The 23,075-nt window shown below is 64.2% G+C and carries 22 protein-coding genes; 8 read left to right on the top strand and 14 right to left on the bottom strand.

Annotated features, from left to right (window positions below; genetic code table 11):
* Positions 1-5 precede the first annotated feature (5 nt).
* From gpmI to QUH67_RS00755, 3 genes are all read right to left on the bottom strand, one after another.
* Complete coding sequence (gene gpmI / locus QUH67_RS00765) at positions 6-1,532, bottom strand: 2,3-bisphosphoglycerate-independent phosphoglycerate mutase (protein ID WP_300944757.1); 1,527 nt, start codon at positions 1,530-1,532, stop codon at positions 6-8.
* Between the two features lie 165 nt (positions 1,533-1,697).
* On the bottom strand, positions 1,698-2,591 hold the full coding sequence (locus tag QUH67_RS00760) for a bifunctional helix-turn-helix domain-containing protein/methylated-DNA--[protein]-cysteine S-methyltransferase (protein WP_300944756.1): 894 nt from the start codon (positions 2,589-2,591) through the stop codon (positions 1,698-1,700).
* 54 nt (positions 2,592-2,645) lie between these two features.
* Positions 2,646-3,167 carry a DUF2244 domain-containing protein gene (locus tag QUH67_RS00755; protein WP_300944755.1) on the bottom strand — a complete coding sequence of 174 codons (522 nt, stop codon included), beginning with the start codon at positions 3,165-3,167 and terminating at the stop codon, positions 2,646-2,648.
* A gap of 23 nt (positions 3,168-3,190) precedes the next feature.
* Here QUH67_RS00755 and nth point away from each other — a divergent pair, with 23 nt between their 5' ends.
* Positions 3,191-3,952 carry an endonuclease III gene (nth, locus tag QUH67_RS00750; RefSeq protein ID WP_300944754.1) on the top strand — a complete coding sequence of 254 codons (762 nt, stop codon included), beginning with the start codon at positions 3,191-3,193 and terminating at the stop codon, positions 3,950-3,952.
* 45 nt (positions 3,953-3,997) lie between these two features.
* Here nth and QUH67_RS00745 read toward each other — a convergent pair whose 3' ends face one another.
* Entirely contained in the window at positions 3,998-4,750 is a 753-nt protein-coding gene (locus tag QUH67_RS00745; RefSeq protein WP_300944753.1) for a sulfate transporter family protein, read from the bottom strand.
* A gap of 206 nt (positions 4,751-4,956) precedes the next feature.
* On the opposite strand from QUH67_RS00745, the gene QUH67_RS00740 reads away from it, so the two are divergent.
* Positions 4,957-5,904 (top strand): beta/alpha barrel domain-containing protein, encoded by a 948-nt coding sequence (locus QUH67_RS00740; RefSeq protein ID WP_300944752.1) that lies wholly within the window; start codon positions 4,957-4,959, stop codon positions 5,902-5,904.
* A gap of 28 nt (positions 5,905-5,932) precedes the next feature.
* Here QUH67_RS00740 and QUH67_RS00735 read toward each other — a convergent pair whose 3' ends face one another.
* Together QUH67_RS00735 and QUH67_RS00730 are read right to left on the bottom strand one after the other, a co-directional pair.
* Positions 5,933-6,664 carry a Spy/CpxP family protein refolding chaperone gene (locus QUH67_RS00735; RefSeq protein WP_300944751.1) on the bottom strand — a complete coding sequence of 244 codons (732 nt, stop codon included), beginning with the start codon at positions 6,662-6,664 and terminating at the stop codon, positions 5,933-5,935.
* An 86-nt stretch (positions 6,665-6,750) separates the two neighbouring features.
* Positions 6,751-9,141 (bottom strand): heavy metal translocating P-type ATPase, encoded by a 2,391-nt coding sequence (locus QUH67_RS00730; RefSeq protein WP_300944750.1) that lies wholly within the window; start codon positions 9,139-9,141, stop codon positions 6,751-6,753.
* A 49-nt stretch (positions 9,142-9,190) separates the two neighbouring features.
* Here QUH67_RS00730 and QUH67_RS00725 point away from each other — a divergent pair, with 49 nt between their 5' ends.
* Positions 9,191-9,466: a metal-sensitive transcriptional regulator gene (locus QUH67_RS00725; protein ID WP_027540012.1), complete on the top strand. Its 276-nt coding sequence runs from the start codon at positions 9,191-9,193 to the stop codon at positions 9,464-9,466.
* A gap of 8 nt (positions 9,467-9,474) precedes the next feature.
* On the opposite strand, the gene nikR is transcribed toward QUH67_RS00725, so the two are convergent.
* On the bottom strand, positions 9,475-9,921 hold the full coding sequence (gene nikR / locus QUH67_RS00720; RefSeq protein ID WP_300944749.1) for a nickel-responsive transcriptional regulator NikR: 447 nt from the start codon (positions 9,919-9,921) through the stop codon (positions 9,475-9,477).
* 370 nt (positions 9,922-10,291) lie between these two features.
* Between nikR and QUH67_RS00715 the strand changes: the two genes are divergently transcribed.
* Positions 10,292-12,256, top strand: a complete 1,965-nt coding sequence (locus QUH67_RS00715; RefSeq protein WP_407080389.1) for a TonB-dependent receptor — start codon at positions 10,292-10,294, stop codon at positions 12,254-12,256.
* A gap of 4 nt (positions 12,257-12,260) precedes the next feature.
* Here the strand turns inward: QUH67_RS00715 and QUH67_RS00710 are convergent, their stop codons facing one another.
* Positions 12,261-13,268, bottom strand: a complete 1,008-nt coding sequence (locus tag QUH67_RS00710) for a YiiX/YebB-like N1pC/P60 family cysteine hydrolase (protein ID WP_300944748.1) — start codon at positions 13,266-13,268, stop codon at positions 12,261-12,263.
* A gap of 189 nt (positions 13,269-13,457) precedes the next feature.
* Between QUH67_RS00710 and QUH67_RS00705 the strand changes: the two genes are divergently transcribed.
* Complete coding sequence (locus QUH67_RS00705) at positions 13,458-14,858, top strand: flavin monoamine oxidase family protein (RefSeq protein ID WP_300944747.1); 1,401 nt, start codon at positions 13,458-13,460, stop codon at positions 14,856-14,858.
* Between the two features lie 77 nt (positions 14,859-14,935).
* Here QUH67_RS00705 and QUH67_RS00700 read toward each other — a convergent pair whose 3' ends face one another.
* The 5 genes from QUH67_RS00700 to rpmI all read right to left on the bottom strand — a co-directional run bounded on the left by QUH67_RS00700 (position 14,936) and on the right by rpmI (position 20,070).
* Positions 14,936-15,706: a sulfite exporter TauE/SafE family protein gene (locus QUH67_RS00700; RefSeq protein ID WP_300944746.1), complete on the bottom strand. Its 771-nt coding sequence runs from the start codon at positions 15,704-15,706 to the stop codon at positions 14,936-14,938.
* Complete coding sequence (gene pheT, locus QUH67_RS00695; protein ID WP_300944745.1) at positions 15,703-18,111, bottom strand: phenylalanine--tRNA ligase subunit beta; 2,409 nt, start codon at positions 18,109-18,111, stop codon at positions 15,703-15,705. Before pheT ends, QUH67_RS00700 begins: the two co-directional genes overlap by 4 nt.
* 70 nt (positions 18,112-18,181) lie before the next feature.
* Positions 18,182-19,264 carry a phenylalanine--tRNA ligase subunit alpha gene (gene pheS, locus QUH67_RS00690; protein ID WP_300944744.1) on the bottom strand — a complete coding sequence of 361 codons (1,083 nt, stop codon included), beginning with the start codon at positions 19,262-19,264 and terminating at the stop codon, positions 18,182-18,184.
* A 166-nt stretch (positions 19,265-19,430) separates the two neighbouring features.
* On the bottom strand, positions 19,431-19,790 hold the full coding sequence (gene rplT / locus QUH67_RS00685; RefSeq protein ID WP_300944743.1) for a 50S ribosomal protein L20: 360 nt from the start codon (positions 19,788-19,790) through the stop codon (positions 19,431-19,433).
* Between the two features lie 79 nt (positions 19,791-19,869).
* Entirely contained in the window at positions 19,870-20,070 is a 201-nt protein-coding gene (gene rpmI / locus QUH67_RS00680) for a 50S ribosomal protein L35 (RefSeq protein ID WP_008539890.1), read from the bottom strand.
* A gap of 264 nt (positions 20,071-20,334) precedes the next feature.
* Here rpmI and QUH67_RS00675 point away from each other — a divergent pair, with 264 nt between their 5' ends.
* The gene (locus QUH67_RS00675) at positions 20,335-20,760 is read left to right on the top strand and encodes a hypothetical protein (protein ID WP_300944742.1); all 426 of its coding nucleotides are present in this window, start codon (positions 20,335-20,337) and stop codon (positions 20,758-20,760) included.
* A gap of 79 nt (positions 20,761-20,839) precedes the next feature.
* Here the strand turns inward: QUH67_RS00675 and infC are convergent, their stop codons facing one another.
* Positions 20,840-21,379 carry a translation initiation factor IF-3 gene (infC, locus tag QUH67_RS00670; RefSeq protein ID WP_300948293.1) on the bottom strand — a complete coding sequence of 180 codons (540 nt, stop codon included), beginning with the start codon at positions 21,377-21,379 and terminating at the stop codon, positions 20,840-20,842.
* A gap of 219 nt (positions 21,380-21,598) precedes the next feature.
* On the opposite strand from infC, the gene QUH67_RS00665 reads away from it, so the two are divergent.
* Complete coding sequence (locus QUH67_RS00665) at positions 21,599-22,393, top strand: alpha/beta hydrolase (protein ID WP_300944741.1); 795 nt, start codon at positions 21,599-21,601, stop codon at positions 22,391-22,393.
* A 165-nt stretch (positions 22,394-22,558) separates the two neighbouring features.
* The gene (locus QUH67_RS00660; protein WP_300944740.1) at positions 22,559-23,026 is read left to right on the top strand and encodes a nuclear transport factor 2 family protein; all 468 of its coding nucleotides are present in this window, start codon (positions 22,559-22,561) and stop codon (positions 23,024-23,026) included.
* Positions 23,027-23,075: the final 49 nt, after the last annotated feature.

Here is a 23,075-nt window from a genome sequence, read left to right as displayed (position 1 = left end):
CGGTTTCATTTGTGCGGGCGCAGCAATGACGCTCCGGTCATGTCTGCGGGCTTCGGCAATTGCATCAAGTCGAGCAAGGTCGGGGCAAGATCCGCCAGTCGGCCGTCCGCCAACGATACGTCGCCGCCGCCCTGGAGCAACAGCGGCACCGGCCCTGTTGTATGTGAGGTATGCGGCCCGCCGGTGGTGGGGTCGCGCATCATCTCGCAGTTGCCGTGGTCGGCCGTGACCAGCAGCGCGCCGCCAGCTTTTTGGATCGCATCCGCGATTCTCCCGAGCCCGGTATCGACGGTTTCGACCGCTTTGATCGCGGCCGGCAGGCTTCCCGTGTGGCCGACCATGTCTGGATTGGCATAGTTCAGGACGATCAGGTCGTACTTGCCGGAGTCGATTGCCGCCACGGCTTTCGCCGTCAGCTCAGGTGCCGACATTTCCGGTTGCAGGTCGTAGGTCGCGACCTTGGGCGAGGGCACCATGATGCGGTCTTCGCCGGGAAAAGGTTCCTCCCGTCCGCCGTTGAGAAAATAGGTGACGTGGGGATATTTCTCCGTTTCGGCCATGCGCAACTGAGTGCGGTTCGCGGCAGAAGTGACTTCGCCCAGGATGCTGGGAAACGTCTCCGCCGGGAATATCGTCTGCATCAATTTGTCCAGATCGTCGCTGTATTGCGTCATTCCGACCGCGGCGGCGAAACGGACGTTGCGCTTGCGCGGGAAAGCAGCAAACGACGGATCGAGCATCGCGCCGAGAATCTCGCGGACGCGATCGGCGCGAAAGTTGAAGCACAACACGCCGTCGCCGTCCTTGGCACCGGCGTAACTGCCGATCACCGACGGCTCGACGAACTCATCGGTGAGATCGTGTGCATACGCCTCCGATATCGCCGATCGCGCGTCGGGAAATCGCGGGGCGTCGGCTTCGACGATGGCGTTATAAGCTCTGGCAACGCGATCCCAGCGCTTATCGCGGTCCATCGCGTAATATCGGCCGATCACGGTGGCGATCGGCACCGACGACGGAAGCGCGGCCTCCAGCCGGGTCAAACTATCGAGCGCGGATTTCGGTGGCGTATCGCGGCCATCTGTAAGGACGTGCACGACCGCCGGCACGCCATGGTCGGCGAGGATGATGGCCAGCGCCGCGGCGTGGTCTTCATGCGAATGCACCCCGCCCGGGGAAACCAGGCCGACGAGATGACAAGTGCCGCCGCTCTGTTTCAGTGCCTGGATCAGCGAACGAAGCGCTTCGGTGGATTTGATGCTTCCGGACGCAATCGCATCGTTGATGCGCGGCAGGTCCTGCATCACGACGCGGCCCGCGCCGATGTTGAAATGCCCGACCTCGGAATTGCCCATCTGGCCATCCGGCAGGCCGACATCGCGTCCCGACGTCCTCAGGAGGGCGTGCGGGCTTGCGGCCCAGAGCCGATCGAAATTCGGTGTGCGCGCCTGCCGGACCGCATTGTCGGCCGGATCTTCGCGCCAGCCCCAACCATCCAAAATGGCCAGCATCACCGGACGACGTTCTTGCATGGGCTCACCTTCCCCTGTTGAGACGGGTGGTTGTGAGCGATCATTTAAGGATCGTCAATCTTTGCCGGTAGGGGGCAGCGCTGGCGGCCTGTTGAAAATTTCCATGCAAAGGCAACGAGTTAAGTTGCTTGCCGGCCTCCCTTCCAAGCCGGCGCGGCGGACGCGTCAATGCAGCCCCAATTGCCCCGCTTCCCAGCCGAGCATCGCCTGTTTGCGCGTAATGCCCCAGTGATAGCCGGTCAGCGTGCCGCCCTTGCCCAGCGCGCGGTGGCACGGCACCACGAACGACACCGGGTTGCGGCCGACGGCTGCGCCGACGGCCCGCGAAGCCTTTGGCTTGCTGATCTTGGTGGCGATGTCGGAATAGCAGACCGCGCGGCCCATCGGAATTTTCAACAGCGTCTCCCACACCCGCACCTCGAAATCGGTGCCGATCAGGATCACGCGCAGCGGCTGGTCCGGCCGCCACAGTTTTGTGTCGAAGATGCGCTGCGCGAGGCCGGTGGTGCCGTCATGGTCCTCGACATAGGTCGCGTTCGGCCAGCGCCGTTTCATATCGGCAAACGCGGCCGGCTCCTCGCCGGCATCGGCGAAGGCCAGTCCCGCCAGCCCGCGCTCGCTCGCGATCACGATCGCGGTGCCGAACGGGCAGGGATGGAAGCCGTAGCGCAGCGTCATGCCGGCACCGCCGTTCTTCCATTCGCCGGGCGACATCGCCTCATGGGTGACGAACAGATCATGCAGCCGGCCCGGCCCTGAAAGTCCGGAGTCGAGGGCGGCGTCGAGCACGCTGGCGGAATCGCGCAGTAGGCCCTTGGCGTGGTCGAGCGTGAGCGCCTGCATGAAAGCCTTCGGCGTCAGCCCGGCCCAGCGGCGGAACAGATGGTGCAGTTCGTCCGGCGTCACGGCGGCGGCCTCCGCCATCGCTTCGATGGTCGGCTGCGCGCGCCAGTGCTCGGAGATGAAGGCGATGGCGCGGCGAACGGAATCGTAGTCGCGCAGCGCGGCGGTATGGCCCGGTTTAGCCAGGCGGTGGTCCTGAATGGCTGATATCATCATGGGGTCTGATGTAGGGCGCATGCGCGGTTCAAACCACCCGATTTCTGACACCCATCACGCGACGGGATTATAGGTGATACCGCGCTTGGCGGTCTGTAACGCTGCCAGTAAGGCTCTGGAAAAGCTTTCTTTTTCCTCGGGTCCCAGAAAATGTCCGATGGAGAGGCGGCGGCCGCGGGAGACCAGATAGAGCCGCTCGATCCCGAATTCGGGGTCACCGGTCTTTTCGAGCTGCACCCAGAGCGGGTTGAGCGTCCATTCCATGACGTCGCCGCGATGGCTGACCCGGCGCACGCGCAATTCCGACGGCGTCATCATGATATCCTCGGTGGCCGAGGCGCTACGGAAATTGACGCGAAAAGCCCAGTAGATCACCAGCACGTCGAGCCCGAAGAAGCCGAGCACCGGCCAGGCGCCCATTAGCCAGAACGCGATGCCGGCGACGAAGCTCACCGCGCCGATGAACGCCATCAGCACCGTAAAGCCGGTGCGGTTGAGCGAGCGATGCGGCGTCACCCGCGCCGAAAACAGCGTCGGCGGGTCGAGCGGCGGATCAAAGTCGTTGCCTGCAGTCATCGCGTATCAGTATACCCCCGATCATGGCCAAAATCATCCGCTCAAAAAGCGCGAAAAAACCCAGCGTTTCACCGGTGCCGAAAAAGTCGGCAAAGAAGGCCGTCAAGGCCGCGCCCAAGCCGGCCGCAAAGAAGTCAGCGAAGCTAAAATCCTGGACGCCGGCCGAGGTCCACGAGGCGTTCAGCCGGTTTCGCAAGGCCAATCCGGAGCCGAAGGGCGAGCTCGAGCATCTCAACCCCTACACGCTGCTGGTCGCCGTGGTGCTGTCGGCGCAGGCGACCGACGCCGGCGTCAACAAGGCGACGCGCGCGCTATTTGCGGTTGCAGATACGCCGGCGAAAATGCTCGAACTCGGCGAAGAGAATGTGCGCGAGTACATCAAGACCATCGGGCTCTATCGCAACAAGGCCAAGAACGTCATCGCGCTTTCAGAGAAGCTGATCGCCGAATTCGGCGGCGAGGTGCCGCGCACCCGCGCGGAGATCGAGACGCTGCCGGGCGCCGGGCGCAAGACCGCCAATGTGGTGCTCAACATGGCCTATGGCGAGCACACCATGGCGGTGGACACCCATGTGTTCCGGGTCGGTAACCGAACGGGGCTGGCGCCCGGCAATACGCCGCTTGAGGTCGAACTGGGGCTGGAGAAAGTGATCCCGTCGGAGTTCATGCTGCATGCCCATCACTGGCTGATCCTGCACGGGCGCTACACGTGTCTGGCCCGCAAGCCGCGCTGCGAGGTGTGCTTGATCAATGACCTATGCCGCTGGCCGGAAAAGACGGTGTGAGGGTCTAACCTCTCGCCGTGAAGAACGGGGAGAGGCAGAAGAACGTCAAGTCACCGGCATTCCTGCCTTCCTCGCTGGCTCGATCAGCTCCGGCCGCGGGCCCGACAGCCGCTTGTGCATGTGCACCATGAACGCCATGGCGAACACGGGCGTCGCGAGGTTGACGACGGGGATCGACACGAACGCCGCAATGAACAGCCCGGCAGTGAACACCGTCGCCGCATTGTCCTTCCGCATCGCCTTGGCCTCCGCCGGCGAGCGGAAGCGCATCGCCGCAAGCTCGAAATATTCGCGCCCCAACAGCCAGGCGGTGGCGAAGAAGAAGATCAGGAAGCCGGCGCCGGCGAACAGCACGAAGGGCAGTGCGACCAGGTAGACCAGGATGGTCAGCAGCGCCGTCTTGATGCCCTCCGGAATCGCGACGCCGAGCGGCAGCGCGCTGCCGGGGCGCTCCGCAGGATAATGTTCGCGCTCGACATGCTCGGCGACGTCATCGACGAACACGCTGGCGATCAGCGAGGTGACTGCCGGCATCAGGAAGATGCCGCCGAGCACGACGCCGAGCCCGGCCGCGATCGAGATGATCCAGGACAGCACGTTGAGCGTGGTATGAAAGCCCGGCCCCAGCATCGCCTCGGCCCAGGCTTCGCCGGACTCGGCAAACCAGCTCAGCAGCCGTTGCAGCCCGATTGCCAGCACGGTGATCACCACCAGTGCTAATCCGATCGAGCGCCACAGGATGGAACGCATCGGCGGCGCTAGCATCTGCGAAAGCGCCTTGACGGCGGCGTCAAGCATGGCGGTTCAATCTCCCGTGAAACCCTTGCGAGAGTTAGATACAAGCGGGGGCTTCGGCAAGAGGTGGGAAAAGGCCGCCGGTGCGCTTGTGGCGGCCGCATTACTGCCACACGCCCATCACGCTTGCGTTCCAGAACGGCGAATGCAGTATTTGTGGGTGGTACCAAGAACCTGGTGCTCCAGGAATAAAGCTGAATGAGGCTGCCATGACCCGCGTCCAGGAACTCTATCCCGACAACAAGATCGTGCTGCGCGAGGTCGGCCTGCGCGACGGCCTGCAGCTCGTGAAGACGTTCCCGTCCACGGAAGCCAAGCAGCGCTGGATGCGCGACGAATATGCCGCGGGCGTACGCCATTTCGAGACCGGATCGTTCCTGCCGGCAAAGACCTTCCCGCAATTCGCCGACGTGCGGGACATGATCGCCACGGTGGCCTCACTGCCCGGCGCTTACGGCATCGCGCTGACGCTGAACGAGCGCGGCGTCAACGAGGCCCTGGCATCCGGCGTCGCCGAGGTGGCGACAGTGGTCTCGGCGACCGAAGAGCACAGCCAGGCCAACGCCAACCGCTCGCGCGAATCTGCGATCGCCAACGTCAAGCGGCTGTGCGATCTGCGCAATGTGAGCGCGCACAAGCCGGTGGTGAATTCGGCGATTTCGATGGCGCTGGGCTGCTCGATCGTCGGCGCGGTCGATCCGAAGGAAGTACTGCGGCTGACCGAAAAGCTGTTCGAGGCCGGCGTCGACATGGTCGCGATCGCCGACACGGTCGGCTATGCCGGACCGAAGCAGGTCGGCGAACTGACGGCGGGCGCGGTGAAGATCGCCGGCTCAAAACCGATCTGTATTCATCTGCACGACACGCGCGGCATGGGCATTGCCAATGCCTCCGCCGCGCTTGATGCCGGCGCGCGCGTGCTCGACGGATCGCTCGGAGGCCTCGGCGGCTGCCCGTTCGCGCCGGGCGCCACCGGCAACGTGGTGATCGAGGATCTGGCGTTCCTGTGCGAGAGCAAGGGTTTCACGACCGGCATCGATATCGAGAAGCTGCTGGCGGTGCGCGAAATCCTGAAATCGGAAATGCCCGGCGAGGCGCTATACGGCGGAATGGCGCGGGCCGGGCTACCTCGCGGCACGGCTGCCCGGGTTGGCTGATCCCGACGGCTGACCGGAATTGTCAGCGCTATTTCTTGCCCATGCCCATACCCATACCCATGCCCATGCCACCCATGCCGGGCATGCGACCCTGCTCCTTCTGCTCAAGGGGCGCCGCCGTCGTCATCATGGCCATGGCCCCGATTCCCAGATGCGGGGCGAGCAGCTCATTGGCGGTCTTCTTTTGATCGTCCGACAGCAGTTCGTTGAGTTTGATGTAGGCGGATTTCATGGCCCTGGTGCCGTCGAGCCGCGCGGCCAGCCACTGCTCTTGCTGTTCCAGCCGGGCGGCAAGGGTGGGAGCCGGTGGTGCGTCGCCGGGCTTTGGCATCATCGATGCGCGAATTTCCGCAAGCTTCCTGGCATTCGCACGCAACGCATCGGCAAAGCCGTTCCAGCTATCGGCCTGTGCGTCGGTGATCTTGAGTTCGGCACGCAGAAAGGCGATGCGACCCTCGATGCGATCGATGGTCGCCATCCCGCCGCTGCCGCGGCCCATCATGCCCATCATGTGCATCATCCCCATGTCGTGCATCGCGGACATGCGGCCCATCATGTTCTTCATATCGCTCATCATGCCCATGTGGCCCATGCCGCCTTGCGGCGCGGCGGTGGGCGACGAACCCGGTGCCGGGTCGGCCGGGGCCGATTTTGCGGTGTCGCTGGAATGGGAATGATCGTGTCCGGTCGGGGCCTGCGCCCACGCCGGAGCCGCAAGTGCCGCGAGCGTGAGAGCCGTCGTCATGGTCAGGCGGGTCATGGCCAAATCTCCCGTTGCTAAGGCGCAGCATCCGGAAACCACCATGGACCTGCCTCAGGCCGCGGCCTTTGACGCACGTCAAGTTGTTACAGCCGTGTCACCCGCAGCCGCAGCGCGTTGCCGACGACGCTCACCGATGACAACGCCATGGCAGCCGCGGCGATGATCGGCGACAGCAGCAAGCCAAACGTGGGGTAGAGAATTCCGGCGGCGATCGGGATGCCGGCCGCATTGTAGATGAAGGCAAAGAACAGGTTCTGGCGGATATTGTTCATGGTCGCCTGCGAGAGGCGGCGGGCACGGACGATGCCGCCGAGGTCGCCTTTCAGCAGCGTGACCCCTGCGCTTTCCATCGCGACGTCGGTGCCGGTTCCCATGGCGATACCGACTTCGGCGGCGGCGAGCGCGGGCGCGTCGTTGACGCCGTCGCCGGCCATCGCGACGATCTTTCCGGCCTTCTGCAGTTTTGCGACGACCGCGCTCTTCTGATCGGGCAGCACTTCGGCCTCGACATCAGCAATTCCCAGGCTGCGCGCGACGGCGTTCGCCGTGGTCTTGTTGTCGCCCGTCAGCATGATGACCTTGATGCCCTCTGCCGCCAGCGCCTTCAGCGCATCCGGCGTCGATTCCTTGACGGGGTCGGCGATGGCGAACAGGCCCGCGAGCTTGCCGTCGATGGCAATGTTGATCACGGTGGCGCCGTCGGCGCGCAGACGTTCGCCCTGATCGTTCAGCGCCTGCGCGTCGATGCCGAGCGTCTGCAGGAAGTTCGCATTGCCGAGCACGATGCTCTTGCCGTCGACCTTGCCGGTAACGCCCTTGCCGGTCGGGGAATCGAACGCTTCGACTTTGCCGAGATCGAGATGGCGTTCCCCGGCCGCCCGCACGATGGCGTCGGCCAGCGGGTGCTCGCTCGCCCGCTCGACGGTTGCGGCCAGCCGCAGAATATCGGTCTCGGCAAATCCCTCCGCCGGCACGATCGCGATGACTTTCGGTTTGCCCTCGGTCAGCGTTCCGGTCTTGTCGACCACCAGCGTGTCGACCTTCTCCATCCGCTCCAGCGCTTCGGCGTTCTTGATCAGCACGCCGGCCTGCGCGCCGCGCCCGACGCCGACCATGATTGACATCGGCGTGGCGAGGCCGAGCGCGCAAGGGCAGGCGATGATGAGCACGCTGACGGCGGCGACGAGCCCGAACGCCATCCGCGGCTCCGGCCCGAACAACGCCCAGGCGCCGAAGGCAAGCAGCGCCACCGCTATCACTGTCGGCACGAACCAGCCGGCCACCTGATCGGCGAGCCGCTGGATCGGCGCGCGCGAACGCTGCGCGTCTGCCACCATCTGCACGATCTGCGAAAGCAGTGTGTCGCGGCCGACCTTGTCGGCCCGCATCACGAAGCCGCCGGACTGGTTCAGCGTGCCGGCAATGACCTTGCTGCCGGCCTCCTTGGTGACCGGCATGGATTCACCCGTCACCAGCGATTCATCGAGCGAGGAACGGCCTTCGAGGATGACGCCGTCCACCGGCACTTTTTCGCCCGGCCGTACGCGCAAATGATCGCCGACGACGAGCCTATCGATTTCGATTTCCTGGTCCGCGCCGTCGCGATCGATCCGGCGCGCGGTTTTCGGCGCGAGCTGCAGCAGGGCCTTGATCGCGCCTGATGTCGCTTCGCGAGCGCGCAGCTCAAGCACCTGGCCGAGCAGCACCAGCACGGTGATGACGGCGGCCGATTCGAAATAGACCGCCACCGCGCCACCATGGCCGCGGAAGGTCGACGGAAAGATGCCCGGCGCGATGGTGCCGACGACGCTGTAGAGGTAGGCCACACCGGTGCCGATGGCGATCAGCGTGAACATGTTGAGATTGCGCGTGACGAGCGACTGCCAGCCGCGCACGAAGAACGGCCAGCCGGCCCACAGCACGACGGGCGTGGCGAAGGCGAACTGGATCCAGTTCGACAGGGTTGGATCGATCAGCCCGTGGCCGCCGATGAGATGGCCGCCCATTTCGAGGATGATCGCCGGCAGCGCCAGCGCAAGGCCGATCCAGAAACGGCGCGTCATGTCGGCGAGTTCAGGATTGGGCGGCGCGTCGAGGCTGACGACGTCGGGCTCCAGCGCCATGCCGCAGATCGGGCAGCTGCCGGGGCCGACCTGGCGGATCTCGGGATGCATCGGGCAGGTATAGATCGTGCCTTCCGGCACCGCCGCTTTCGGCCGCTTGTCCTTTTCCAGATAGGCGAGAGGATCGGCGGCGAATTTGGTGCGGCACCCAGCTGAACAGAAATGAAAGGTGGTGCCCTTGTAGTCGAAGCGGTGCTTGCTGATCGCCGGATTCACCGTCATGCCGCAGACGGGATCGCGCACCGTCGCAGCGCCGTGCGCCGGGTGATCGTGGTGGTCGTGGCCGTGACCGCCATGGCCCCCGCAACAGGCGCCCTTCGTCATGCCGCTGCCGTTCTCGTTCCCCGTCATCGGTCGCTCCGGCCTTGAAACGTATACCCTGTGGGGGTATATAGGCTGCATGCGAAAAGACATCAAGGCATCCTGTCAAAAACGCCTCAGCCGGATCGAGGGCCAGGTCCGTGGCCTGTCAAAGATGGTCGATGAGGACCGCTACTGCATCGACATCGTTACGCAGATATCGGCGGTGCGGGCCGCGCTGCGGCGGGTCGAGGAAGAGGTGCTGCGGGATCACGTGTCGCATTGCGTCGAGCACGCGATCACCAGCGGCAACAAGGCCGATCAGCGCGAAAAGATTGCGGAGCTGATGGCCGTGATCGGCCGCTCCGATAGATGATGCCCCGGTCAGTCGTGGTGATGGCCGGGCTTGCGCGCCTTCGGTTTCCTGCCGGAGGCGGTCGGGATCATCACCACGCGGCCGTAACGTACGCCGCGCTCGGCGATGACGTGATCGGCGAGATGGCGGACGTCGCTGCTCGCCCCCTTCAGCGCGGTCACCTCCATGCAGGAATCATCGTCGAGATGAACGTGGAGCGTCGCCAGCGACAGGTCGTGGTGGCCGTGGAAACTCTGGACCAGCCGTTTCGACAGGTCCCGCGCGGCGTGATCATAGACGTACACCAGTGCGGCGACGCATTGGCCCGAGGGCGTCGCATCTTCGGCGCCCTGCTGCAGCCCGGCGCGGGCGAGGTCGCGGATGATTTCGGAGCGGTTCTGGTAGCCGCGGGCTTCTGCCGCCGCATCGATCTCGGCGAGCAGATCGTCTTCGATCGTGATGGTGATCCGTTGCATGGAAAATTCCGTCCTGACGTAGTATGACATTTCTCTTGTATCGTCATACCGCGCTTGCTAGCTTGCCGCCGGGTTAAATCGAACTGATACGTCGCGCGTCGAGTGTAGCAGTTATCATGCGGGGGCATGAGCGTTGCGTAGGGCTGCTTGGGGGGCATTTTCCGCCGCTGCATATCTGTTTGCCACGGTGTCTCCGGCAGACGCCCAAACCGCCGCGTCGCCTTCGTCCGATCGGCTTCCCGCGGTGACGGTGAATCCGCCCGAAGCGAGTCCGCGCAACCGCCGCAAGCCGGCCCGCCGCGAGAGAACTACGCGAAATCCGGCCTCGGTTCAATCAAGCGTGCCCGTCGCACCGCAGGTGAGCCGCGGCGTGACGTCGGGATCCGCGGCCGCAGGGCCGGCTTATCTGCAGCCCACCGCCGCCAGCGCCACCACCATCAGCGGTGCGGAGGTGAACGCGCAGCCCTTCTCCCGCCCCGGCGAGGCGCTGGAGGTGGTGCCTGGATTGATCGTGACCCAGCATTCCGGCGAAGGCAAAGCGAACCAGTATTTTCTGCGCGGCTTCAATCTCGACCACGGCACCGATCTCGCCATCAAGATCGACGGCATGCCCGTCAACATGCCGACCCATGGCCACGGGCAGGGCTATGCCGATATCAATTTCATGATTCCCGAGCTGATCCAGTCGGTGAATGTACGCAAGGGTCCGTACTTCGCCGATGTCGGTGACTTCGGCTCTGCAGGCTCACTCACGATCGACTACATCAATCGGCTGCCCGGGAACATTCTGGAGACGACCAACGGTACCTTTGGCTATCATCGCGGGTTGGCGGCGGGGTCGACGGCCATCGGTGCGGGCACGCTGCTCGCGGCTGTCGAAGGCGTCAAATACAACGGCCCGTGGGACGTGCCCGACAACATACGCAAGATCAACGGTGTCCTGCGCTACAGCCAGGGCACCGCGACCGACGGCTTCACGCTGTCGGCGATGGCCTATTCCAACGGCTGGAATTCGACCGATCAGGTGGCACAACGGTCGATTGATCAGAGCATCATCGGCCGCTTCGGCTCGCTCGATCCGACCGATGGCGGCATCGCCAGCCGGTTCTCGTTGTCAGGAAACTTCGCGCATTCAAGCGAATACGGGCAGACCAAGGCGAACGCCTATGTGATCCGCTCGTCGATGAACCTCTACAACAATTTCACCTACTTCCTCGACGATCCCGTCAACGGCGATCAGTTCAGCCAGCTCGACAAGCGTACGGTCTATGGTCTCAATGCCAGCCACGCTTTCGACGTGCGTGTGGCCGGCATCGAGACGCAGACTCGCGTCGGATTGGAGACGCGCGGCGACGACATTCGTGTCGGACTGTTCAAGACGTTCCAGCGCGACGCACTCTCGACCGTTCGCGAAGACAGCGTAAGAGAAGGCAATGTCGGCCTGTGGGCCGATACGACGGCACGCTGGACCGATTGGCTGCGCACCACGGTCGGCATCCGCGAGGATTACTTTGCGGGGAGGGTGCTGAGCGATACGCCGCAGAACTCCGGCAACGCCCAGGCATCGATGACGAGCCCGAAGGCCGGCATCGTGCTGGGACCGTGGTACAAGACCGAGTTCTACGGCAACGCCGGCTATGGCCTGCACTCCAACGATATCAGAGGCGCGACGATTACGGTCGATCCCGTCGACAAGGTGACGCCGCAGGAACGTGTGCCGCTGCTGGTTCGCTCGAAGGGCGCGGAAATCGGCGTCCGCACCAAGGCGTTCGAAGGTCTCACCAGTTCGCTCGCGGTATTCGTGCTGGATTTCGACTCGGAGCTGCTGTTCGTCGGCGATGCCGGCACGACGGAGCCGAGCCGCCCGAGCCGGCGCGTCGGCGTCGAATGGACCAATCAATACCAGATGCTGCCGTGGATGCGGCTCGATCTCGATGTCGCCTATACCCGTGCGCGCTTCACCGATGTCGATGCCGCCGGCCAGTTCATTCCAGGTGCGCCGGCGTGGGTGGCGGCCGGTGGCGTGACGTTCGGCGGTGACAGCGGCTGGTTCGGCGCGTTGCGCGGGCGTTATTTCGGGCCGCGTCCGCTGGTCGAGGATGACAGCGTCCGCTCGCAACCGTCGCTGATCTTCAATGCACGCGCGGGCTACAAGTTCGACAATGGCTTGCGGCTGCAGCTCGACGTGCTCAATCTGTTCAACGCGAAAGCCAACCAGATCGAATATTACTATCTCTCTCGGCTGCCGGGCGAGCCGATCGGCGGGGTGGCGGACCGGCACGTCCATCCGGCGGAGCCGTTGGCGGTGCGGTTGACGCTGGCGGGAAGGTTCTAGGCGCTTACGCCGCCTCGGTCGCCTTGTCGCGCGGCTTCATGCGGCGCTCCGGCGGGCGGACCGGGACGTATTCGACGGCGAGATAGTGCTCCGACACGGTGACGCGTTCGACCATCGTTGTTGCGCAGGTCACTTCTTCAATTGCCATTTCTTCGATCATGACTTCCTCAGGAAGCGCCGCTTCCTCGTCAATCTCTTCAGGAACAAGCGGCGGCGAGTTGAGTTCGGGAAACATGGCGAGCTCGCCCGCTACCTCCCGGAGCGGCTTCTGCTTGTCGGCCCAGTGCAGCGCGGTGTAGTCGAAACCGTTCACGATAGTCGGCTTGACGATTTCGAAATAGGGCGAGATGTCGAAATCGCGCGGCATGTAGAGCGAGGAATCGCGGATGTGCAGGATTTCGCGCCGGGCTTTTCGCGTGGCCGCTCTGGTGATTTTTGGCAGGATCGGATAGCGCACCGCGTCGAACGCCTGCGCGATCAGCGCCGAACAGATGATTTTTGTCGGATCGCCGGAGCCGAACGCGATCATGCGCCGCCGCCAGCGCTGCGGCACCGGCAGCGGGATCAAATAGCGCATCAGGTCGACGATGTTCTTGGTGTCGTAGCCGAAGCCGATCCGGTTGATGGCGTAGCGGCACACCGTGGTGCGGTCCTCGTAAGACAGGCCGATCGGGCGGCAGATGCGGGTGTGATAGGGAAAATATTTCGACAGCGGCGCCGAGGTGACGCCTTCGCCGATATTGGCCTCGATCAGGACGTGCGGCTCGCCGTCGGGTTCGCAGGCACCGTCGACCGGGCCGACGTAAAGCGCGCCATGCGACCAGGTGGATTGCGTCAGGTACTTGATGATGCCGGAGATGCGGTTGTTGCCTTCGACCAGCAGCACGTCGCCCGGCTCGATGACGCCGCGCAGATGCTCGGGATCGCTGGGCGTGAACGGCTCGTAGCCGGGGACTTCCTTCTGGAGATATCCCGCGATCAGCTGGCCGATGGTGTCGAGCATTACGCCCATGCAAATCCCCAAGAGCGGCTTTTCTTCCGCTTTTTTTGTTTCCATATCATGGTCGCAAGCCGTTTCAATTTAGTTCATGCAAGCTGCGGATCAATCATGATTGATTTACCATGAGTGTTGCTGCGTCCCGTGAGATGCGGCACAGTTCGCTGGCTGTTCTCGGTTCTTTCAGGCCTCGGAAACCATGACATGACAATGACTCGCCGCACTTTTCTGTCGGCGTCCGCAGGCCTGGCGGCTACTCCGGTATTCTGCGGAATGCGCGCCGGCGCCGCACCCTTACCGCGCGAAGCCGACATTGTTGTGATTGGCGCCGGTGCGGCGGGCATTGCTGCGGCGCGGCGCATCATGGCGGCGAACCGCAAGGTGATCGTGGTCGAGGCGGCGAACCAGATCGGCGGTCGCTGCCAGACTGATGTTTCGACCTTCGACGTGCCGTTCGATCGCGGCGCGCGCTGGATGCACAATCCCGAAACAAACCCGATGATCAAGTTGGCGCGCGCCGCCGGCCTCGAAATCACCACCGCGCCCTCGGGCCAGAAAATCCGCATTGGTCGTCGCAACGCCCGCGCCGGCGAGACCGAGGAATTTCTCGCCGCGCTGGTGCGCGCCAACCGCGCTATCGACGACGCCGCGCGCCGTTTCGACGTCTCCTGCGCGTCGGTGCTGCCGAAGGACCTCGGCGTGTGGGCGGATACCGCGGAGTTCGTGCTCGGTGCGAGTTTTTCCGGCAAGGATCTGAAAGACGTCTCGGTCGGCGACAAGTCGCGCGCGCAGGACCGCAATACCGCGATCGGCTGCCGTCAGGGGCTGGGCACGCTGATCGCAAAGCTAGGCGAGCAGGTCCCGCTGTCGCTGTCGACACCGGCCAACCGCATCATCTGGAGCAACCGCGACGTCAGTGTGGAAACGCCGGCCGGAAGAATCTCCGCGCGGGCCGCCGTGGTCACCGTGTCGAGCAATGTGCTGACATCAGGCAATATCAAGTTTGCGCCTGACATTCCGAAGCGCTTGCTCGATGCGGCCGCAAAACTGAGTCTGGGCAGCTACGACCGGATCGCCCTGCAGATCGCGGGGAATCCATTGGGCCTTGCCCGCGACGACGTCGTCATTGAGCAGAGCAATTCGACGAAGACCGCGCTGATGTCAGCCAATATCGGCGGCTCCACGCTGTGCACGCTCGATGTCGGGGGGGCGTTCGGCCGCGAGCTTTCCGCGCAGGGCGAGAAGGCCATGGTGGCGTTCGCTTTGGAATGGCTGACGAAACTATACGGCAGCGAGGCAGGTTCTGCCGTGAAGAAATCGAGCGCGACGCGCTGGAACGCGGCGCCGTTCGCCCTCGGCGCGATGTCTGCGGCAGGCCCCGGTGGACAATCCCAGCGAAAGGTTCTGACCGAGCCGTTCGGCTGCATCTATCTCGCCGGCGAGGCCACCCACGAAACACTGTGGGGAACGATCGACGGCGCGTGGGATAGCGGCGAGCGCGCGGCCGAAGCGGCGCTGCGGCGGATCGGCGCGCTGAAGGATCCGGAGCCGGAGGCGCGGCCGGCAAAAGCGCGGCGGCGTGGATCGGGATCTCAGACCAACTGATGGCACGCCCGAAAGGCTGATCCCTCGCGGCGGCGTGATGGGTTTCGCTTCGCTCCACTCATCTTACGTATCGCCCGCTAGCGCAGCACGCTATCCAGCGCCGGGAGGCCGAAAATGACGGCGGCCGCGATCAGCGCGTAACAAATCGCACGGAACACAGCTTCGCTGGCTTTGCCGAACAGCGACGCGCCGAACCAGACGCCCATGCCGTAGACGGGGCCCACTACCACGGCGAACGTGATCGCGTCCATCGTGATCAGTCCGGCCGCTGCATAGCTCACGCCGGAAAAGAAATCCGACGCGCCGAAGAACAGCACGATGTTGGCGCGGGCGATCACGGACGGCAGCGGACGACCGAGCCAGTAAGCGACGATCGGCGGTCCACCGGTCTGGGCGAGCCCGCTGCAAAACCCGGCCAACCCGCCGATGCCGATCGAGACCGCCGCGTAATCCTTGCCGCGGTAACGCCAGCCCGACAGCAGCAGCAGTAACAGCGTAAACACGAAGCCGGAAATGATCCAGCGCGTCGTCACCGGTTCGAGGCGGCTGAGCAAATAGGTGCCGATGGGCACGCCGATCAACGCGCCTGCCACCATGATCGAGGTCGCCTTGCGGTCGGCCTTTTGCCAGGCGCCCGGCAGCAGCGGCGCGGCGGCAATGAAATCGATGATGAGCAGCAACGCGGCGACCAGCCTCGGATCAGCGATCGAACTGGCGAGCGGCATGAAGATGAGAGCCGACCCGAACCCGGAAAATCCCCGGGCGGTTCCGGAGATGAAGGCGACCGCGCAGATCGCGATCGCCGCATTGAGGCTGACTTGTGAGGGGATGAGACCGAGCAGGCTCATCCCCGCAGAATGCCGCCAGTCTTCTTCGTCACCTCGGCCACGATTTTTGCCGCCACCGCGTCGATCTCCTGGTCCGTCAGCGTCTTTTCACGGGGCTGGATCGTCACGGCAATCGCGACCGACTTCTTGTCGGGATCGATGCCCTTGCCTTCGTAGACGTCGAACACGGTCACGTCAGTGATCAGCTTCTTGTCGACGCCCTGCGCGGCTCGCACGATATCGCCGGCCTTGACGCCGCGGTCGACGGTGAAGGCGAAATCGCGTGACACCGGCTGGAACGCGGAAAGGTCGAGCAGCGGTTTGGCGCGGGTCGGCTTCTTCTTTGCTTCGGGAATGCGATCGAGGATGACCTCGAACGCGATCAGCGGGCCGTCGGCACCGAGCGCTTCCAGCGTGCGCGGATGCAATTCGCCGAAATAGCCGAGCACGTTCTGCGGGCCGATCTGGATCTTGCCCGAGCGCCCCGGATGCAGCCAGCCGGCGCCGCCTGGCACAATCTGCAGCGCCTGCATCGGCGCGCCGGATGCCGCGAGCACGGCAAACGCATCGGCTTTGGCGTCGAGCGCATCCGTGGTGGCGGAACCAGACCAGTGCCGGCCCATGCCTTTGGAGGAGGCAAAGCCGCGCCGCACGCCGGCGGCGGCAACGAACTGGCTCTCGGGCTTGTCGCCCCTGAAGATCTGGCCGACCTCGAACAGCGCCACGTCGGAAGTGCCGCGGTTGGCGTTGGCCTGCGCCGCCGCGACGAGGCCGGGCAACAGGCTCGGCCGCATGTCGGAGAGGTCGGAAGCGATCGGATTGGCGAGCACCAGTTCGGCCTGGCCGCCGCCGAACAACTCGGCATGCGGCTTGGAAATGAACGACCATGTCACGGCCTCCACCATGCCGCGCGCCGCCAGCGCGCGCTTGGCGCGGCGGGTGCGGTTCTGCATCGCGGTCAGGACAGGCTTGCGGGCGTCGTCGCCGCGCTCGAACGGCGTCATCGGCACCTTGTCGACCCCGACGATGCGCACGACTTCCTCGACGATGTCGGCCTTGCCGTCCACGTCGGAGCGCCACGAGGGCACCGCAACCTTCACCACGAGCCCGCTGCCGGCGACCATGAAGCCGAGATGGCCGAGGATGCGCCGCATCTCCGGCAGCGGCACGTCGATGCCCGCCAACCTTTTGACCTCGGCCAGCGGGAAATCGATGATGCGGTCCTCGCCAAAGGCGTTGCCGACGACGACGTTCTCGGACGCCGTGCCGCCGCAGAGTTCCATGACGAGCCTGGTCGCCATTTCGAGTCCCGGCACCATGAAGGCGGGATCAACGCCGCGTTCGAAGCGATAGCGTGCGTCTGAATTGATGCCGAGCTTGCGGCCGGTCTGCGCGATATTGATCTCGTTCCACAGCGCCGATTCGATCAGCACGTCCGTGGTGTTCTCGTCGCAGCCGGACGTCTCGCCGCCCATGATGCCGGCCAGCGATTCGACGCCGTGGTCATCGGCGATCACGCAGATATTGCTGTCCAGCGTGTAGGTGCGGCCATCGAGCGCCAGCAGGGTCTCGCCGTCTTTGGCGCGGCGCACGGTGAGGTCTCCCTTCACCTTCCTGGCGTCGAACACGTGCAGCGGCCGGGCGCGGTCGTAGGTCATGAAGTTGGTGATGTCGACCAGCGCATTGATCGGCCGCAGCCCGATCGAGGTCAGCCGCTTCTGCAGCCACTCGGGAGAGGGCCCGTTCTTGACGCCGCGCACCAGCCGCAGCGCAAAGCCCGGACACAGCGTCGCGTCTTCCACCGTCACCTTCACCGGGCAGGGGAATTCACCCTTGATCGGCTTGATGGCGGGGTCTTTGAACTTGCCCATGTCGGCGGCGGACAGATCGCGGGCGATGCCGTGCACGCCGGTACAGTCCTGGCGGTTCGGCGTCAGGTTGATTTCGAGCACGGGATCGCCGAGCCCGGCCCATTCGGCATAGCCCTTGCCGATGGGCGCATCGGCCGGCAGCTCCATGATGCCGTCATGGTCCTCGGAAATCTGCAGCTCGGCCGCCGAGCACAGCATGCCGCGGCTCTCGACGCCGCGGATGGTGCCGACGCCGAGCGTGATGTTCTTTCCCGGAATGAAGGTGCCGGGCGGCGAGAACACGCTGACGAGCCCCGCGCGCGCATTCGGCGCCCCGCACACCACCTGCACCGGCGCGCCGCCGTCGCCGGTATCGACCATGCATACCCGCAGGCGATCCGCATTCGGATGCTGTTCGGCGGAAATCACCCGCGCGATCGAGAACGGCGAAAGCGCCTTCGCCTTGTCCTCGATGTTCTCGACCTCGAGCCCGATCATGGTGAGCTTGTCGGCAAGCTTTTCCAGCGGCTCGTCGGTGTCGAGATGTTCCTTCAGCCAGGAGAGCGTGAATTTCATGGGGCTACTCTTTGATCGGCGAAAACTTCAACCAGCCGGCGCAGGCCCTGATATTTCTCGGGGACCGCACTCACGTGCTCAATCCGCCCGCGAGTGTCGGGACATCGAGCGGCTTGAAGCCGTAATGCGAAAGCCAGCGCACGTCGCTGTCGAACAATTGCCGGAGATCGGCGATGCCGTATTTCAGCATCGCGATGCGGTCGAGGCCCATGCCCCAGGCAAAACCCTGGTAAACGTCGGGATCGATGCCGCAGGCGCGCAGCACGTTTGGATGCACCATGCCGCAGCCGAGAATCTCCAGCCAGTCCTCGCCTTCGCCGAAGCGGATCTCGCCCTTGTCGCGCCGGCACTGGATGTCGACTTCGAGCGAAGGCTCGGTGAACGGGAAGAACGATGGCCGGAACCGCATGTTGATGTGGTCGACCTCGAAGAACGCCTTGCAGAACTCGTGCAAAATCCATTTCAGGTGGCCGAGATGCGAGCCCTTGTCGATGACGAGGCCCTCGACCTGGTGGAATTGCGGCGTATGCGTCGCGTCGGAATCGATGCGATAGGTGCGGCCCGGGCAGATCACGCGGATCGGCGGTTTTTGCGACAGCATCGTGCGCACCTGCACCGGCGACGTATGCGTGCGCAGCAGCATGCGCGAACCGTCCTGCTTCGGGTTGAAAAAGAACGTGTCGTGCATCTCGCGGGCCGGGTGGCCTTCGGGGAAATTCAGCTTGGTGAAGTTGTAGTCGTCGGTCTCGATATCCGGACCTTCGGCGATCGCAAATCCCATGTCGGCGAAGATCGTGCTGACCTCTTCGAACACCTGGCTCAGCGGATGGATGCGGCCGGTTTCTGCCGGCGCTTCGCGCAGCGGCAGCGTGACGTCGATGGTCTCGGAAGCAAGCCGGGCGTCGAGCGCCGCCGACTTCAGGATGTCGCGGCGCGCGGCGAGCGCCTGCGTGACCGTGTCCTTGGCGAGATTGATCTTCGCGCCTTCGGTCTTCCGTTCGTCGGGCGACATCTTGCCGAGCGTGGAGAGCAGTGCGGAGATCGAGCCTTTCTTGCCAAGCGCGGCGACGCGCACGCTTTCGAGTGCGGCTTCGTCGCCGGCGGCTGCGATCTGGCTGAGGATGTCGGATTCAAGTGTGGCGAGGTCGGTCATGGCAATCCCTTTTGACTAGGATGCTCAGCGCCAGTGCTCCTAGCCCCGTCAGCCCGGACTTGTTCCGGGCATCCACGTCTTCAGCATTTGCGAGAGGGAAGCCGTGGATGGCCGGGACGAGCCCGGCCATGACGACCTCAATAGGCGGACGAGTAGTGCCGATGGCTTACGCCGCGAGCGCGGCCTTGGCCTTCTCGGCGATCGCCTGGAACGCCACCGGCTCGGTGATGGCGAGATCCGACAGCACCTTGCGGTCCACCGTGATGCCCGACTTCGACAGGCCGTTGATGAAGACGCTATAGGTCATGCCGAACGGACGCACCGCGGCATTGATGCGCTGGATCCAGAGCGCGCGGAAGGTGCGCTTCTTGCGCTTGCGGTCGCGGAAGGCATATTGCCCGGCCTTCTCGACCGCAGCCTTGGCGGCGCGGATGGTGTTCTTGCGGCGGCCGCGGAAACCCTTGGCGGCCTTGTAGACTTTCTTGTGCTTGGCGTGAGAGGTCACACCGCGTTTGACGCGAGACATGACTGCTATCCTTGAATTTCAAATCGGTGATGGATCGCCGCGCAGGGCGCGGCCGGCTAAAGCGTGATTGCGCGCGCGATCAGGCGTTCGGCAAGAAGTACTTCTTGACGTTGTCGCCGTCGGTCTTGAACAGCACGCGGGTGCCGCGGAGCTGACGAATCTGCTTCTTGGTCCGCTTGATCATGCCGTGGCGCTTGCCGCGCTGGGCGTGCATCACTTTACCGGTGGCAGTCACTTTGAAGCGCTTTTTAGCGCCCGACTTGGTCTTCAGCTTGGGCATTTGGCTCTCCTATGGGCCACGGAAAAACGCGCCCGAGGGGCGCTTTTGCGGCCTGAAATGCTCGTTAGAGCGTTGAAAGTGCACAGGTTTTTCTCAAAACCGAGATAACCCGCACGGACATCGACACGGCAGCCCTTGATCAGCCGGGCGATGAAGGTCGGGCTTATGGCAGAGCACGGGCCAATTGGCAATGATGAACCGGGGAATGCCGGGTCGCTACCTAAACGGTGATGACGTCTACTCTTCGGTACGGAGCAGAAAGAAATGACCTGTTTCCAGCGATTGATGACCTGTTTTAACGATTTCCCCGGCCGGCGCCCGTTGCGCTGGCTCCCCGTGTTTGCGGCACTGGCCGTGGCGGCCGCGCCCGGCGGGGCCGATGCCGCGGCCAGGAGGGCCGGCGGCGCCTATGACGGCACCTGGAATGTGGTCTTTGCCACCACGCGAGGCAATTGCAGTTCCGCCTACAGCGTGCCCTTCCTGGTCATGGGCAGCCGCGTCTCTTCGGCGGGTGCCGGCCAGGTGTCGGGGACGGTCAATCGTGCCGGCGTGGTGGCGGTCAATGTTTCGGTCGGCGCATCGACCGCAAGTGGCGGCGGCCGACTCGCCGGGGCCATTGGCGCAGGTTCGTGGCGCGGCATCATCACCGGCGACCGCTGCAGCGGGACCTGGCAGGCTTCGCGGAGTTGACCGCGGCTTCGGGAAAATAAAACGGCCCGCCGGATCATCCGACGGGCCGCTTCGCATCAGACAAAATTCGGTATCCTCGTCAGCGCGGCGCCAGCACCATCACGACCTGGCGGCCTTCGAAACGCGCGTCCTGCTCGACCTTGGCGAACTCGGCGACATCCGCCTTCACCTTGTCGAGCAGCTTGGTTCCGATCTCCTGATGCGCCATTTCGCGGCCACGGTAGCGCAGGGTGATCTTGACCTTGTCGCCTTCCTCGAAGAACCGCTGCATCGCACGCATCTTCACGTCGTAGTCGTGATCGTCGATCATCGGCCGCAGCTTGATCTCCTTGATCTCGACGATCTTCTGTTTCTTGCGGGCTTCCGCCGCTTTCTTCTGAGCCGAATACTTGAACTTCCCGTAGTCCATGATCTTGCAAACGGGAGGATTGTTGTTCGGCGAAATCTCGACGAGATCCATGCCGGCTTCGATGGCCATCTTGATGGCGACCACGGTCTCGACGGTGCCGTGGTTGAGGCCGGTCTGATCGATCAGCTGGATCTGCGCATTCCGGATATCGTCATTGGTGCGCGGCCCGTCTTTGGTTGCAGCGGGCGGGGCTCTGTTGGGACGGCGAATGGGTAGTTCTCCAAAGTTGTGAAAGGAAGGGCCGCAGTTTGAAGCAATACGCTGATAACAGCAAGCGAACTCATGTTCTGCGCCCGAAAACCGTCAAATGCGAGGCATTTCGGTCACGTCACGCAAATATAGCCGCCCGGGCGGATGCGCAAGCAAGGGACCGGGCGCCTTGACCGATTCAGCGCGACGGCAGACAAAGCGGCCGGCGAGGGCAATCCCATGACCAATCCAGCGACAATCGACCAGGAACCGGCGTTTATCGAGGTGGGCGAGGGCGATGGCCGCCGCCGGATCGCGGTCCGGGTTCGCCTCGGCAGTGCGCCGGGGCTGTTCTGGCTGGGCGGCTTCAACTCCGACATGCGGGGTACCAAGGCCCTGGCGCTGGACGCCTGGGCCGCGGAGCATGGCCGCGCCTGTATCAGGTTCGATTATTCCGGCCACGGCGAATCGGGCGGGGCTTTCATCGACGGCACCATCGGGCGCTGGCTGGAAGAGGCTGTCGCCGTGTTCGGACAGTTCGCCCATGGCCCCCAGGTCGTGATCGGTTCGTCGATGGGCGGCTGGATGGCGCTCTTGCTGGCGCGCGCCCTCGCCGAGCGGGGTGCGAAAGCGGCTGACCTCGCCGGGCTGGTATTGATCGCACCTGCGCCTGACTTCACCGAGCAACTGATGTGGAACAGTTTTTCCGACGAGATTCGCGAGGAGATCAGGACCAAGGGCGTCTGGATGCGGCCGTCGGAGTATGGCGACGGCACGCCCTATCCGATCACCCGCGCGCTGATCGAGGAGGGGCGCAATCACCTGCTGCTCGGCAGCGCCATCGAGGTCGGCTGCCCGGTCCGCATCCTCCAGGGCGCGCAGGATCCCGACGTGCCCTGGCAACATGCGTTTGCGCTGGCACACCGGCTGCCCGCCGAGGACGTCGTGCTGACCATGATCCAGGACGGCGACCATCGCCTGTCCCGCCCGCAGGATATCGCGCGGATCATCGCGGCGGTGGCGGAGATGGGATGAATTCCTCCCACGGCTGCGGTGTCATCGTCCGGCTTGACCGGACGATCCAGTACGCCGCGGCCTATCGATTAACGGGGCCGTCTCTGGAATACTTGATTCTCCGCCCCGGTGCGCGATTGCGCACAAGGCGGGGAATGGCGGCTGCGAGCCGGGGAGGTAACGTCCATGAACCCATCCACCATGCTCCGCGCCTTCTGCGACGCCGTCGAGCAGCGCAATGGCAAGGCATTCTCGGAACTGTTCACCGAGGACGGCGTATATCACGACGTGTTCTACGGCGCGTTCGAAGGTCGGGCGAAAATCGCCGACCTGATCGACGACTGGTTCTACCGCACGGCGACCGATTTTCGCTGGGACATGCACGACCCCGTCAGCGACGGAAAGACGTTATATGCGCGCTACACGTTCAGCTACCGCTCGACGCTGCCGGAGGCTGAGGGGGCGCGCGCCATGTTCGAGGGCGTCGCGATCATGCGGCTGCGCGACGGCCAGATCGCGGAATACCACGAGGTCGCCAACACCGCGCCGGCGTTCGTTGATATCAAGTTCGCGCCGGAGCGGATCGCGAAGATCGTCGCGAAACAGGGCGCGGCGCTGAAGGCGCGGCCGGAGATGAAGCGGCACCTGGTGTAGAGTTATCACACTTCCTCTTCTCCGTCATTCCGGGGCGTGCGCAGCACGA

The sequence above is a fragment of the Bradyrhizobium roseum genome (genome assembly GCF_030413175.1).
In the GTDB taxonomy this organism is placed as follows: Bacteria; Pseudomonadota; Alphaproteobacteria; order Rhizobiales; family Xanthobacteraceae; genus Bradyrhizobium; species Bradyrhizobium roseum.
This window is presented reverse-complemented; position numbering and strand designations above follow the sequence as displayed.